We start from the raw sequence: 12,442 nt of genomic DNA on the forward strand, positions 1-12,442 counted from the left end.
CCAAGTGTAGTGACACCGTCGGAGCACCGCTCGCCCGACGCCGGATCGCCGCTTCCCGCACCTGTACGAACAGGCCTGTTGTTCGTGGCACGGACGACGTAGCTTGGCCTCACCCCGCTACCTCGGGCCCGTCGCCCACCACGACGAGGACCAGGACCAGGATCAGGACCACGGACAGGACGAGGACCATGACCACGCACACGACCACGACCCCGTCGCGGCTCCGCCGCCTCGCACTCCCCTTCGTCGGAGCGATCGCACTCACCGTCGCGCTCATCGCCCCGGTGTCGCCGGCATCGGCCGCCGGTGCCGTGCCGAAGGGCAGCCCGTACCTGCTGTACACGGCGAGCATCAGCGCCAACGGCACGGGCACCGGCTACTCGTCGTACATCAACGTGCACGACGCCCACAACAACGCGTACTCGTTCGGGATCCAGTCGGACAAGGGCTCCCCGCAGAGCAAGGGCAAGCCGCGTTACATCTGGGAGCGCGTGCAGAACGGCAAGTTCACCTACGGCTACCTGGGCCTGGCCACTAACAAGCTCACCCCCATCGGCATGCGCTGGTACAAGAACGACGTCGCGACGATGATCGTGAACCACAAGACGATCGGCACCCTCAAGCTCAACCTCGACGGTCGCCTGTTCTTCAACGCCGAGGCCAACGCCCGCCTGAACGGTGACGTCGTGCACTCGACGGTGCAGAACACCCGCATCACGGTCGGCGACCGCAAGTCGAACACCGGCCTGAACGGCAAGTGGGACACGAGCTTCTCGTTCCACGGACTGAAGGCGAAGCAGACGAACAGCCCGCGGGTGCAGGGCGCCAGCTTCACGATCGACGGCCGCGTGACCGGGCTGCCCCGTGGCGGCAACTGGGACACCGCCCAGGTCTCCGGCATCGGGATGATCGCCCAGAAGTGGTGACCGACGCGACGCGGTGAACCGCCTGCGTCCCCGGCGGCCTGACCCGCACCCCGACTCCGGTCGGCGTGCGGGTCAGGCCGCTTCGGCGTCGTGGGCGTGGTCGTCGAGGGGCGGCGCGGGGTCCCAGGGGGCGGCGTCCTGTTCGAGGACGTGCTCGGACGGCCCCGCGGGCTCCTCGCCGTCGCCGGGCGGCGGTGCCCCGTGCACCCCGTCGACGTCACCGTCACCGTCCGGACCGTGCTCGGTCGCCGGTGCGTGGTCGTGCGGACCGTCCGGCTCCGCCCCGTGGTCGGAGCCGTGACCGGCGCCGTGCCCCACGGGGTCGCGGACCTCGCCGGTGCGGGGGTCCACCCCGCGCAGACCACCCTGCCCCGAGGCGCCGTCGCCGACCTGCCGCGGCACCCGCAGCCAGTTGCTGATCCCCCACGCCAGGTCGTGGCCGATGCCGTCCGCGTCGATCTCGACCGAGGTCCCGCCGCGACCGTCGCGTTCCCACGTGCGGATGCGGACCCGGCCGGCGACGACGATCCGGTCGCCCTTCTTCAGGGACTTGTACACGTTCGACGCGAGCGACCGGAACGCGGTGACGGTGTACCAGTTGGTGGCGCCGTTGACCCAGGCGGCGGTGGCCCGGTCCCAGCGGCGCGAGGGTGAGGCGAGTCGGAGACTCGTGATGGCGATGCCGGTCTCGGTGACGAGGTGCCGGGGCTCGGTGGCGACGATTCCGCAGACGGTGATGATGTCGTTCATGCGTCGATCGTCACGGAGCCCGGGGCCGCGTCAGCGACCCCGGGCTCGATCTGTGGCGTGTGGACCCGATCAGGCGACCTGTGGAGGACGAGTCCCCCGGGCCTCCTGTCCGGACCCGGTCAGTGCGCTCGGAACTCGGGCCGGGCGGCCAACGGTCCGAGCGCGGCGTGGACCGCGCCCTTCGCGGACTCGAGGGACGGGTACGGCCCGCCCGCCCGTCGTCGCCCGTAGAGCTCGACCTGGAACCCGTCCGCCGCGCGGTGGATGCTGCCCACCGCTCCGGCCGGACCGATCGCGACCCAGGTTCCCGTGTTGTCCGTCATGTTCGAACCACCTCCTTGTGGCCCTGCCGCCCCGGGGTCAGGACGCCAGGATGTACTGACTGTAGGCCTTCCGCACCTTGTTCACCTTGGGCAGCGCGACTGCGAGGCAGTAGCCCTGTCCGGGGTTCTTCGCGAAGAAGTCCTGGTGGTACTCCTCTGCCGTGTAGAACGTCGAGAGCGGCTCGATGGTGGTGACGATCCCGCCGTCCCAGATGTCCGACGCCCGCTCGATCGCGCGCTCGAACAGCTCGCGCTGCGTGTCGTCGGCCGGGAACATCGCGGAGCGGTACTGCGTGCCGACGTCGGCCCCCTGGCGGTTCAGCTGCCGGGGGTCGTGCAGCGTGAAGAAGACGTCGAGGATCACGTCGGCCGGGATCACCGACTCGTCGAACGTCACCGCGACCGCCTCGGCGTGGCCTGTCGTCCCGGTGCACACCAGTTCGTACGAGGGCTCCTCGACCTGTCCGCCGACGTAGCCGGACACCACGTCCTGCACACCCTGGAGCGTGCGGTACACGGCGTCGAGACACCAGAAACATCCACCTGCGAGCACGAACGTGGTCATGGGCACAACCTCTCTCCGGGCTGCCCGTGCAGCCCCGTCGTTCCTCCACAACAGTGTGCGCGGAGACCCTGTTCCCCAGATCGGACGTTGCCCCTCGGCGTGTCGGTGGTCCCCCGTAGCGTCGGCACCACACCGACCAGGAGGCCAGCGATGCAGACCATCACCGAACCCGCACTGCGGATCCGCACCGTCCCGCTGGCCCGCGCCCGGGGCGACTACCGCATCCTCGACGTCCGCGACGACCTGAGCCGGGTCACCCGCGCCAACGGAGAGATCGTCGGGTACGTCGACCGCATCGACGTCGCCGGTGACACCGCCTACCGTGCCCGCCGGTACGTCGCGACCGAGCGCCGGTTCGTCGAGCTGCCGAGCGTGTGGTCCGCCGACGACGCCGTGGACACCCTGCGCTGGTCATGATGTTCCACATTGGAATCATCTGCACCGGGATGCACGGAACGCCGTCCGGCCTCCCCGACGCCTGACCGTTCCGTGGGTATGGTGCGCGCATGGACTGGTGGAACGACCTGACCGACTGGACTTCGTCCGACACGGGTTGGCGGGTGCTCTCGGGCGCTGTGATCCCCTTCGTCGCCATCGTCGTGGCGGGCGTCATCGCGGCGCTCATCGGGCGCAGCGCGACCAAGCGGGTCGTGGCGCTCCAGGAGCGGGAATCGAAGAACGCGGCCGTCGCCGCGATCCTGACGGCTGCGCGCAAGGCAGCGGCGTGGGGATCGCTCGGACACGACGAGCGTGCGTACGCGGACCACCTCGCCGAGGACGCCGACATCCGGCTGCGCCTGCTCCCCGTGCAGGGTGCGCCGCTGGCCGCCAACTGGGCCCAGCACGAGATCGCCGACATCAAGAAGAACTCGTCGACGTTCAGCTTCCAGGCCGACCAGTCCCTCGCCGAGTTCCGTGACCGCCTGCTCGACTGGCAGGCGCGACCGAGCCGTGCGCGCAAGCTCTTCAAGGCCGACCTCGAGCGCTGGAAGTTCGAGTCCCCGGACCCCGACGCCGACCTGATCAAGCGCCAGCAGGACTGGAACGCCGACCAGGCCGAGCCCCCGCGCACGCAGGCTCCGGCAACGGCTCCGGCTGCGGCTGCGGCCGCTCCCGCCGAGCGTCCCACCCCGACGACGACCTCGCTGCGTCCGGCGCAGCGCCCCGCGTCCGCACCCTCGACTCCTCCGGCGCCGGCCGCCGCTGCAGCCGGTGCTGCTGGGCCCGGCGCTGCGTCAGCCGGTCCTGCCGGTGGGACGACCCCGTCGTTCTCGGTGAACCGTGGCGCGGGCACGAACCCGAACCGCGGCAGCGCCGACCAGAACGCCACGCGCTCCTTCGGTGAGAACACCACCCGCGTCTACGGCGACGACGAGGCTGCACCGCCGGTCCGTCCGGCACTCGGCACCCCGACCTCGCCCGCCCGCTCCGTCCAGGGCCGCGGCACGGACGACACCGAGGTCGTGGACGACGACAGCGCCACGCGGGCCTTCGGCGACGCGAGCGCCACGCGGGCACCCGGCGACGCCGGTGCCACCCGCGCCTTCGGCGACACCGACCGTGCACCGCGGAACGACCGTCCGTCCTCGTCCGACCGCCCCGTCGCGACGCCCACCGCGGCCGACGCCCACGTCAACCGGACGCCGGCGAACGACGTCCCGCCCGCATCGGCACCCCGGGTCGACACCCCCGGCGCGACGAACACCACGTCCGTCCCGACGCGTCTGAACCAGGCCCCTGCCGAGCCCGCGGACGCGAACGAGACGTCGGAGGCGCCGTACACGCAGCCGATCAGCGCCGCCGAACTCCGACGCCGCGCCGCGGACGACGACGAGTAACCACCCCCACGACGAGAACAGGGCCGCCATCCGGAGAGGATGGCGGCCCTGTTCGTCTTCGGCGCCCCCGGCAGGAATCGAACCCGCGGCACGGTGGGTAGAAACCACCTGCTCTATCCACTGAGCTACGGAGGCGAGCAGCGTCGATTGTAGCGGCGAGCGGCCACCGGACGCTCGATGCGCGCCCCGCCGCGTCGCCGTGACAGGACCCGGCGGTCGCCCAACGGTCGGCCGCCGTCTGCTCCCCGTTCCCCTCCGCGACACCCGCGCTTCGTAGCGTCCGGAGCATGCGCACCACCGGTTCCGTCCTCGCCGTCGTGCCCGCACGTGCCGGGTCGAAGGGGATCCCCGGCAAGAACCTGCGCACGGTCGCGGGTCGTTCGCTGGTCCGGCGAGCGGTCGACTCGGCACGACGTGCAACGCGCATCGACCAGGTGGTCGTCACGACCGACGGCGACGCCATCGCTGCCGAGGCCGTCGCGGCCGGTGCCGCCGTGGTCCGCCGTCCGGCCGAGCTCGCCGGTGACGAGGCGTCCTCGGAGTCCGCCCTGCTGCACGTCCTCGACGCGATCAGCACCCCGTTGCCCGAGGTCCTCGTCTTCCTGCAGGCGACCTCGCCGTTCATCGACCCGGCCGACCTCGACGCCGCCGTCGCGCGTGTGATCGACGGGCACGCCGACGCGGTGTTCGCCGCCACGCCGTCGCACGCGTTCCTGTGGCGGACCGCCCCGGACGGCACCGCGGTCGCGGTGAACCACGACGCTGCGACCAGGCCCCGCCGGCAGGACCGCGAGCCCGAGTACCGCGAGACCGGCGCCTTCTACGTGATGCGGACGGCGGGGTTCCTCGAGAACCGGCACCGGTTCCACGGCCGCGTCGAGCTGGCCGTCGTCGACGGCGCCGGCGCGATCGACATCGACGACGAGGCCGACCTGGCCCTCGCCGAAGCCCTCGCCGAAGCGCCGGGCGCGCCCGGCGCGCTGACCGACGCACGCGTCGGCGGCCCGGCCCCAGCACCCACCACGACCCGAGACCCATCCCCGACGCGGGCCACCCCCGCACCGAACGGAGCACCATGACCGTCACCATCGGTACGTCCACGATCGGCGCGGGCCACCCCGCGTACCTCATCGGCGAGATCGGCCTCAACCACAACGGCGACGTCGACATCGCGAAGCAGCTCATCGACGTCGCTGCCGACGCGGGCCTGCAGGCCGTGAAGTTCCAGAAGCGCACCCCCGCGATCTCCACGCCGGAGCACATGAAGAACACCCCGCGCAGCACCCCGTGGGGCGACATGACCTACCTGGAGTACCGCTACCGCGTCGAGTTCGACCGGGACCAGTACATCGAGATCGGTGACCACGCGACCCTCCGCGGGCTCGACTGGTTCGCGTCGCCGTGGGACGAGCCGTCGGTCGACTTCCTCGAGGACCTCAACGTCGTCGCGTACAAGATCGCCTCGGCGTCCGTCACCGACCTCGGCATGCTCGCCGCCGTCGCCGCGACCGGCAAGCCCGTCATCCTGTCGACCGGCATGTCCACGCTCGAGCAGATCGACGCCGCCGTCGAGGCCCTCGGCACCGACCGCCTCGTCCTCATGCACGCGACGTCGACCTACCCGCTGCCGGCCGAGGAGGCGAACCTCCGCATGATCGACACCCTCGCCCACCGCTACGCGGGCGTCCCCGTCGGCTACTCCGGCCACGAGCCCGGGTTGCAGATCTCCATCGCCGCGGTCGCCCTCGGTGCCACGGCCGTCGAGCGCCACATCACGCTCGACCGCACGATGTGGGGCTCCGACCACGCGGCATCGCTCGAGCCGCACGGCCTGAAGACGCTCGCCCGCGACATCCGCATCATCGAAACCGCCCTCGGCGACGGCGTCAAGAGGATCTTCCCCGGCGAGCAGGCACCGCTCGCGAAGCTGCGTCGCGTCGGCGCGTGAGCGGATGCAGTCCCCATCCGACCACCGGCGAGCAGGCACCGCTCGCGAAGCTGCGTCGCGTCGGCGCGTGAGCGGAGCGGGCGTGGGCGGCGCACACGTGACCGGCCCGGTCGACGGGACCCGCGCCTTGGAAGCGCCGGCTGACGGCAGCGGGTCGACAGTCGGACTGGAGGCGCGCCTCCCGTCCGACGCGTCACCACGCGTCCGACGCGTGGTCGGCCTGGTCGACACCGACTCGTTCGCGAAGTGGGGCGCCCACCTGCTGGCGAGCGCCCCGGCGGACTGGGACCTGGAGCTGCGCACCGTGGCGACCCCGCGGTCGGCGAGCCCGAAGCAGCTGCGGTCGGCGTTCCGCGGGCTGAACCGGCGCCTCGCCCACCTGCACCGCGAACCGCCCGCGCCGAAGGACGTCGACGCCGTCGTCGAGGAGCTCCGACAGGACCCGCCGGACGCCGTCCTGGTGTCGTTGATCGGACCGGTGGCCGAGCTCGTGATCGACGAGGTGCACCGGCGGATCCCGGACCGGCCGGTGCTGGTCTCGGGGCTGCCGGGGATCTCGTTCCCGTCGAAGTGGAAGGGCATCTTCTTCCGCGCCCGGGCCGACCTGTTCGTGCTGCACAGCCACCGTGAGGTCCGCGCGTACGAGGAGATGGCGCGCGAGGGCGGCGTCGAGCCGCACTTCGCGCTCGCCACGCTGCCCTTCGCGCGGGGTGCCGGCGCGACCGGCGGTGCCGGCGCAAGCGATGGTGCGGGCTCGACGGGCCGCGACTCCGTCGTCTTCGCTGCGCAGCCGAGTGTGCCGTTCGAGCGGGCCGACCGGGCACTCGTCGTGCGGTGGCTCGTCGAGACGGCGCGGGCGCACCCGGAGTGGCGCGTCGTCATCAAGACGCGCGCTGCGGCCGGCGAGCACCAGACACACCGCGAGGAGCACCCGTACCCGGACCTGGTGCCCGCGGACGCGCCGACCAACCTCGTGGTGGAGAGCGGGCCGATGACTGAGCACCTCGACCGTGCGGTGGCGCTCGTGACGATCAGCTCGACCGCGGTGCTCGAGGCGGCGGCGCGAGGCGTGCCCGCGCTCACGCTGACCGACTTCGGGATCGGCCGGCACCTGATCAACGAGGTGTTCGTGGGGAGCGGCCTCGAGGGTGACGCCGTCGACCTGGTCGACGGACGGTTCGGCGTCGTCCGGCCGGAGTGGATGCGGGACAACTACTTCCACCCGGCCTCGGAGGACGACTGGCAGCACCGGCTCGTGGAGCTGATGGCCCGACGGGACGCCGGCACGTTGGTGGATCGGGCACCGGCACGGCGGAGTCGCGGTGGGGTGCTGCGCCGTGCGTGGGAGCGGAAGAACGCCCTCGGTGGGGCCGATCGCAGCCCGCTCGGACTGGTGGCACTGGGAATCGGGGCGCCGATCCGGGGCGCGAAGCGTCTGGCACGACGCGTGCGGGCACTGGTCGATCCGCCGGAACCCGTGGTGGTGGCGGCGCCGACGTCGCAGCGTGCGGGGGCGCGGGCCGCTGTGCCCGCGCCGGGGGCCACCGCTGGGACGGCTGCGGCGGCGGCTGCCCCGGCCGCGGCGGCTCCTCGTTCAGAGCGCCTTGGCCACCGCGAGCAGGAGTTGGTCACGGGTCGGGACGCCGGGTGAACGGAAGACCTCGGTGCCGTCGTCGTGCCGCACGATGATCGTGGGCGTGGACCGGATACCGAGGTCTTCCGCGTCGTCGGGGTGCGCCGCCACGTCGCGTTCGGTCACGGTGAGCCCGGGGACGAGCGCCGAGGCCTCGGCCGACACCCGGCGGGCGGCGGCGCACGGCGCACAGAAGGCGGACGTCCAGAGGTCGAGCTGCATGTGGTCCTGCAACGCGGCGGGTGGGGGTTCTACTCCCGGTCGAACTCGCCGCTGCGGTCGCCGCGGTCCTGCAGGTCGTCGACCGGGTCGGACTCGCCGGGCTCGTAGGTGAACTCGACCGAGATCTGGTCGAGGACCTGGCGGGACTTGGTGGCGCGGTAGGTGAAGGCCGTCTGCAGGCCCTCGACGTCGGCGAACACCGTGACCTCGTCGTCCAGCGCGTCGCTCGTGGCGGTGCGGGTGTCGGTCGTGCCGTCGAAGGGGCCGCCGTGGAAGATCGCGGTGTACTCGTCGCCTTCGTGGATGGTGATGTCGCTCATGCCTCCCTTCTACCAGGCGGCGGCTGGTGCAGTCTGTCCAGCCCGTCGTTGCGCTATGCATAGCACGGCTATATAGTTCAGCTATGGAAACACCGCGTGAGCAGACGATCGAGACCCTCCTCGTCTCCGTCAACCGCCTGATCCGCAGCGCCGTCCAGTCGACGGGCAACACCACGTCCACCGCGGTCTGGCGCACGCTCGGCATCCTCGAGACCGACGAACCCCTGCGACTCGGAGAACTGGCCGCCGCCTCCCGTGTGGCGCAGCCCACGATGACCCGACTCGTCGCCGGCATGCTCGCCGACGGCCTGGTCAGCCGCAGCGTCGACCCGGACGACTCCCGCGGGCAGCTCATCGAACTCACCGAGGCCGGACGCGAACGGCTCGCTTCCTGGCGCTCCACCCTCACCAGCACGGTCGGTCCGTTGTTCGCCGACCTGACCGACGACGACTGGGACGTCCTGCACCACGCGGCGAACCTGATCGCCCAGCGCACCCGGACAACCCCCAACGGAACGGAGATCCCCGCGTGAACGCCCACGCACCCGCCGGCCAGTCCGGCTCCATCCTCAAGCAGTCGTCCGCGGTCTGGGCGATCGCCTTCGCCTGCGTCGTCGCGTTCATGGGCATCGGGCTCGTCGACCCGATCCTCCCGGCGATCGCGGCGTCCCTCAAGGCGACTCCGGCGCAGACCGAACTGCTCTTCACGAGCTACCTCGCCGTCACCGGTGTCGCGATGTTCTTCACCAGCTGGGTCTCCAGCCGCATCGGCGCGAAGCGCACCCTGCTCATCGGACTCGCCCTGATCGTGCTCTTCTCGGTGCTCGCGGCGACGTCGAACAGCGTGTGGAGCATCATCGACTTCCGTGCCGGCTGGGGCCTCGGCAACGCGCTCTTCATCTCCACCGCGCTCGCGACCATCGTCGGGGCAGCGTCGGGCGGCACCGCCTCGGCGATCATCCTGTACGAGGCAGCGCTCGGCCTCGGCATCGCCGTCGGTCCCCTGGTCGGAGGCCTGCTCGGCTCGGTGAGCTGGCGCGGCCCGTTCTTCGGCGTCACGACCCTGATGGCCGTCGCGTTCATCGCCATCGTCGCCCTGCTGAAGACCGGCAGCCTCGAGAAGCCCACGCCGACGAAGCTCTCCGCACCCTTCCGCGCCCTGACCCGTCCGGCACTCGCCGCCCTCGCCGCGACCGCGCTGTTCTACAACATCGGCTTCTTCGTCCTGCTGGCGTACACGCCGTTCCCGCTCGGCTTCGGCGCGCTCGGCATCGGGTTCACGTTCTTCGGCTGGGGTGTCGGTCTCGCGATCACCTCGGTGTGGGTCGCCCCGATGCTCACCGCCCGCATGCGTCGCACCACCGTGCTGAAGGTCGCGCTGCCCCTGCTCGCGCTCGACCTGTTCGCCGCGGCCCTCGTCGTGCGCTCCCAGGTCGGGCTGATCATCTGCGTCGTCATCGGCGGCCTCGTGCTCGGTGTCCTGAACACCGTGCTCACCGAGTGCGTCATGGAGGCCACCGACCTCCCCCGCTCCGTCGCCTCGAGCGCCTACTCCGCCGTCCGCTTCATCGGCGGCGCCATCGCCCCGCCCGTCGCGACCCTGCTCGCCGACGCGTACTCCCCCTCGGCCGCCTACGTCTTCGCGGGTGCATCCGTCGCGGTCGCCTTCGTCGTGATCCTCTGCACCACCAGGGTCCTGCGCCGCGTCGACGACGGTCCCGAGCCGGAGCGCGTCGAGGCCGAGGCCATCACCGCCGGCGACATGGCCTAGCCGCCGGGGTGCGGGGGCCTTCCCCCTTCCCCACTTCTCCACGAACGGGCGAAATGCCGGAGTGTCCCCCGTGGGCACCCCGGCATTTCGCCCGTTCGTGCGTCCGCGCGGGGGCTCGCTCGCCCCCTGTTGCACGCTCCACCCGCGAGCGGGCGAAATGCCCGGCCTCGACCGCAGAGCGAGTCCGGCATTTCGCCCGCTCGCACGGGGCTGGCCAGAACCGTGCGGTAGGCGGGGTAGAGAGCGACCACCTGGAGGCGCGGGTCGGCCTGCCGGGGTCACCACGGGCCTCCAGGCGGTCGCCTGCACTGCATGCGGCTCGCGTCGCGGACGAGCGGGCGAAACATCCGGGTGCGCCCGCAGGGCAACCGCGGCATTTCGCCCGCTCGGCTGGACGCGGGCGGGCGGAGCCACGACCGCAAGGCGCCGTCGGCGAGCGGGCGGAATACCGCGGTCCGTCCGCAGGGCGACCGCGGCATTTCGCCGCTCGTGGTGAGGAGGCGGGAGCGGGCGGGATCGGCGCGGCAGGCGGGGTGAAGGGCGACCGCCTGGAGGCGCGGGGCGGCCTGCCGGGGTCGCCACGGGCCTCCTGGCGGTCGCCTGCACCGCATGCGGCTCGCGTCCCGGACGAGCGGGCGGAACGTCCGGGTGCCTCCGCAGGGCGACCGCGGCATTTCGCCCGCTCGCGGAACGGGCGGACACGGTCGGGCACGGGTGGGACGACGCAGCGGCACGTACGGGAGGCACGCGGGGCGGGAATAGGATCGAGGACATGGCAACCGCGAATGACCGCCTCGTCTGGATCGACTGCGAGATGACCGGCCTCGACCTCGAGGTCGACGAACTCGTCGAGGTGGCCGTGGTCATCACCGACTTCGACCTCGAGCCAGTGCACCCCGGCTTCGACATCGTCATCAAGCCGGACCAGTCGGCGCTCGACAACATGAACGAGTTCGTGACGAACATGCACGTCACCTCGGGGCTCATCGACGAGATCCCGAACGGCGTGAGCCTGGCGGACGCCGAGTACCAGGTGCTCGAGTACATCCTCCAGCACGTCCCCGCCGAGGGCTCCGCCCCCCTCGCCGGCAACACCATCGGCACCGACCGTGCGTTCCTGTCGAAGTACATGCCGCGGGTCGACGGGCACCTGCACTACCGCAGCGTCGACGTGTCGAGCATCAAGGAGCTCTGCCGCCGCTGGTTCCCCCGCGTGTACTTCAACGCGCCGGAGAAGCACGGTGGGCACCGGGCCCTCGCGGACATCCTCGAGTCGATCCGCGAACTCGAGTACTACCGCCGCGCCGGCTTCGTCGCCGAGCCCGGCCCGAGCACCGACGACGTGCGTGCCGTGCAGGCCGACGTCGTGGCGAAGTGGGAGTCACGGCTGGCGCAGCCCGCGGCCGAGTAGCGACACGGGTGGTCCGCACCCCGTCCCGCATGTACTACTATTGAGTGGTCGCGCCGGTCCGCCGGTTCGAACATGGTGGATATAGCTCAGTTGGTAGAGCGCCTGGTTGTGGTCTAGGAGGTCGCGGGTTCGAGACCCGTTATTCACCCCAGTCGAGGGAGAGTCCTGTTGCGTGTGACGCAACCGGGGCTCTCCCTCAGTGTTTGTCAGGGCGCCTCCGGCGCCGAGCGGCTTCGCCGCGAGTGGTGAGCCGCGAGTGGTCAGCGCGGTGTGGGACGATCCACCCGTGATGGAGATGTCCGCCGACGCGTTCGAGCAACTCGTGACCGACGAACTCGACCTGCTCCCCGACGAGATGGTCGACGGGCTCGACAACGTGGTGTTCGTCGTCGAGGACGAACCGGAGAACGGCGAAGAGCTCTTCGGCGTGTACGACGGCATCGCGGCCACCGAGCGAGGGCAGTACGGCTTCGGCGAGCTGCCCGACCGCATCGTGGTGTTCCGCAAGCAGCACCTGGCCGAGTGCGACACCGTCGAGGAGCTCAAGGACGAGGTGCACACCACCCTCGTGCACGAGATCGGCCACTTCTACGGCATCGACGACGAGCGGCTGCACGAGCTCGGCTGGGCGTAGCGGCCAGCGACGCGCCCGCGCACCCGCCCACGCACCTCAGAACCGCGTCGGCCCCACCTCGTGGTACTTCTCTCTCTTATACACATCTGACGCTGCCGACG

General features: G+C 71.4%; 15 protein-coding genes and 2 tRNA genes. 11 read left to right on the top strand and 6 right to left on the bottom strand.

Features of this window, described 5'->3' with window-relative positions; genetic code table 11:
* Positions 1-188: 188 nt before the first annotated feature.
* Positions 189-926, top strand: a complete 738-nt coding sequence (locus tag DEJ03_RS12885) for a hypothetical protein (protein WP_071405515.1) — start codon at positions 189-191, stop codon at positions 924-926.
* A gap of 72 nt (positions 927-998) precedes the next feature.
* Here the strand turns inward: DEJ03_RS12885 and DEJ03_RS12890 are convergent, their stop codons facing one another.
* From DEJ03_RS12890 to msrA, 3 genes are all read right to left on the bottom strand, one after another.
* Entirely contained in the window at positions 999-1,676 is a 678-nt protein-coding gene (locus DEJ03_RS12890; protein WP_110864903.1) for a single-stranded DNA-binding protein, read from the bottom strand.
* A gap of 119 nt (positions 1,677-1,795) precedes the next feature.
* A complete protein-coding gene (locus tag DEJ03_RS12895; RefSeq protein ID WP_027464651.1) occupies positions 1,796-1,999 on the bottom strand; it encodes a hypothetical protein in 204 nt (67 codons plus the stop codon).
* Positions 2,000-2,036: 37 nt separating this feature from the next.
* Positions 2,037-2,564 carry a peptide-methionine (S)-S-oxide reductase MsrA gene (gene msrA / locus DEJ03_RS12900; RefSeq protein WP_071405513.1) on the bottom strand — a complete coding sequence of 176 codons (528 nt, stop codon included), beginning with the start codon at positions 2,562-2,564 and terminating at the stop codon, positions 2,037-2,039.
* A gap of 150 nt (positions 2,565-2,714) precedes the next feature.
* Here msrA and DEJ03_RS12905 point away from each other — a divergent pair, with 150 nt between their 5' ends.
* Together DEJ03_RS12905 and DEJ03_RS12910 are read left to right on the top strand one after the other, a co-directional pair.
* On the top strand, positions 2,715-2,981 hold the full coding sequence (locus DEJ03_RS12905) for a hypothetical protein (protein WP_017886047.1): 267 nt from the start codon (positions 2,715-2,717) through the stop codon (positions 2,979-2,981).
* Between the two features lie 89 nt (positions 2,982-3,070).
* On the top strand, positions 3,071-4,402 hold the full coding sequence (locus tag DEJ03_RS12910; protein ID WP_110864904.1) for a hypothetical protein: 1,332 nt from the start codon (positions 3,071-3,073) through the stop codon (positions 4,400-4,402).
* A 62-nt stretch (positions 4,403-4,464) separates the two neighbouring features.
* Here DEJ03_RS12910 and DEJ03_RS12915 read toward each other — a convergent pair.
* Positions 4,465-4,537: transfer RNA gene (locus DEJ03_RS12915), tRNA-Arg, on the bottom strand.
* Positions 4,538-4,689: 152 nt separating this feature from the next.
* Here DEJ03_RS12915 and DEJ03_RS12920 point away from each other — a divergent pair.
* From DEJ03_RS12920 to DEJ03_RS12930, 3 genes are all read left to right on the top strand, one after another.
* The gene (locus DEJ03_RS12920) at positions 4,690-5,481 is read left to right on the top strand and encodes a cytidylyltransferase domain-containing protein (RefSeq protein WP_110864905.1); all 792 of its coding nucleotides are present in this window, start codon (positions 4,690-4,692) and stop codon (positions 5,479-5,481) included.
* Entirely contained in the window at positions 5,478-6,350 is an 873-nt protein-coding gene (locus DEJ03_RS12925; RefSeq protein WP_071405510.1) for an N-acetylneuraminate synthase family protein, read from the top strand. The genes DEJ03_RS12920 and DEJ03_RS12925 overlap by 4 nt, the downstream gene beginning before the upstream one ends.
* A 211-nt stretch (positions 6,351-6,561) precedes the next feature.
* Positions 6,562-8,001, top strand: coding sequence for a DUF6716 putative glycosyltransferase (locus tag DEJ03_RS12930; protein WP_146237727.1), 1,440 nt, complete (start codon positions 6,562-6,564; stop codon positions 7,999-8,001).
* Here DEJ03_RS12930 and DEJ03_RS12935 read toward each other — a convergent pair.
* Complete coding sequence (locus tag DEJ03_RS12935; RefSeq protein ID WP_110864907.1) at positions 7,945-8,205, bottom strand: thioredoxin family protein; 261 nt, start codon at positions 8,203-8,205, stop codon at positions 7,945-7,947. The genes DEJ03_RS12930 and DEJ03_RS12935 overlap by 57 nt on opposite strands.
* A 29-nt stretch (positions 8,206-8,234) precedes the next feature.
* Positions 8,235-8,525 carry a hypothetical protein gene (locus DEJ03_RS12940; RefSeq protein WP_071405508.1) on the bottom strand — a complete coding sequence of 97 codons (291 nt, stop codon included), beginning with the start codon at positions 8,523-8,525 and terminating at the stop codon, positions 8,235-8,237.
* 83 nt (positions 8,526-8,608) lie between these two features.
* On the opposite strand from DEJ03_RS12940, the gene DEJ03_RS12945 reads away from it, so the two are divergent.
* From DEJ03_RS12945 to DEJ03_RS12965, 5 genes are all read left to right on the top strand, one after another.
* A complete protein-coding gene (locus DEJ03_RS12945) occupies positions 8,609-9,058 on the top strand; it encodes a MarR family winged helix-turn-helix transcriptional regulator (RefSeq protein ID WP_110864908.1) in 450 nt (149 codons plus the stop codon).
* The gene (locus DEJ03_RS12950) at positions 9,055-10,296 is read left to right on the top strand and encodes an MFS transporter (protein WP_110864909.1); all 1,242 of its coding nucleotides are present in this window, start codon (positions 9,055-9,057) and stop codon (positions 10,294-10,296) included. Before DEJ03_RS12945 ends, DEJ03_RS12950 begins: the two co-directional genes overlap by 4 nt.
* Positions 10,297-11,068: 772 nt before the next feature.
* The gene (gene orn / locus DEJ03_RS12955; RefSeq protein ID WP_071405505.1) at positions 11,069-11,707 is read left to right on the top strand and encodes an oligoribonuclease; all 639 of its coding nucleotides are present in this window, start codon (positions 11,069-11,071) and stop codon (positions 11,705-11,707) included.
* A 75-nt stretch (positions 11,708-11,782) separates the two neighbouring features.
* A tRNA-His gene (locus DEJ03_RS12960) sits at positions 11,783-11,858 on the top strand.
* 138 nt (positions 11,859-11,996) lie between these two features.
* The gene (locus tag DEJ03_RS12965; protein ID WP_035807616.1) at positions 11,997-12,341 is read left to right on the top strand and encodes a metallopeptidase family protein; all 345 of its coding nucleotides are present in this window, start codon (positions 11,997-11,999) and stop codon (positions 12,339-12,341) included.
* Positions 12,342-12,442: the final 101 nt, after the last annotated feature.

Origin of the sequence: Curtobacterium sp. MCLR17_043 (assembly GCF_003224215.1) — a bacterium.
Classification (GTDB): domain Bacteria; phylum Actinomycetota; class Actinomycetes; order Actinomycetales; family Microbacteriaceae; genus Curtobacterium; species Curtobacterium flaccumfaciens.

What these genes read in the sequence shown, in the direction of transcription:
- DEJ03_RS12895 (WP_027464651.1), bottom strand. Translation starts at nt 1,999, where the DNA reads ATGACGGACAACACGGGAACCTGGGTCGCGATCGGTCCGGCCGGAGCG.
- DEJ03_RS12910 (WP_110864904.1), top strand. Translation starts at nt 3,071, where the DNA reads ATGGACTGGTGGAACGACCTGACCGACTGGACTTCGTCCGACACGGGT.
- DEJ03_RS12940 (WP_071405508.1), bottom strand. Translation starts at nt 8,525, where the DNA reads ATGAGCGACATCACCATCCACGAAGGCGACGAGTACACCGCGATCTTC.
- DEJ03_RS12905 (WP_017886047.1), top strand. Translation starts at nt 2,715, where the DNA reads ATGCAGACCATCACCGAACCCGCACTGCGGATCCGCACCGTCCCGCTG.
- orn (WP_071405505.1), top strand. Translation starts at nt 11,069, where the DNA reads ATGGCAACCGCGAATGACCGCCTCGTCTGGATCGACTGCGAGATGACC.
- DEJ03_RS12925 (WP_071405510.1), top strand. Translation starts at nt 5,478, where the DNA reads ATGACCGTCACCATCGGTACGTCCACGATCGGCGCGGGCCACCCCGCG.
- DEJ03_RS12935 (WP_110864907.1), bottom strand. Translation starts at nt 8,205, where the DNA reads ATGCAGCTCGACCTCTGGACGTCCGCCTTCTGTGCGCCGTGCGCCGCC.
- DEJ03_RS12945 (WP_110864908.1), top strand. Translation starts at nt 8,609, where the DNA reads ATGGAAACACCGCGTGAGCAGACGATCGAGACCCTCCTCGTCTCCGTC.
- msrA (WP_071405513.1), bottom strand. Translation starts at nt 2,564, where the DNA reads ATGACCACGTTCGTGCTCGCAGGTGGATGTTTCTGGTGTCTCGACGCC.
- DEJ03_RS12885 (WP_071405515.1), top strand. Translation starts at nt 189, where the DNA reads ATGACCACGCACACGACCACGACCCCGTCGCGGCTCCGCCGCCTCGCA.
- DEJ03_RS12920 (WP_110864905.1), top strand. Translation starts at nt 4,690, where the DNA reads ATGCGCACCACCGGTTCCGTCCTCGCCGTCGTGCCCGCACGTGCCGGG.
- DEJ03_RS12890 (WP_110864903.1), bottom strand. Translation starts at nt 1,676, where the DNA reads ATGAACGACATCATCACCGTCTGCGGAATCGTCGCCACCGAGCCCCGG.
- DEJ03_RS12965 (WP_035807616.1), top strand. Translation starts at nt 11,997, where the DNA reads ATGGAGATGTCCGCCGACGCGTTCGAGCAACTCGTGACCGACGAACTC.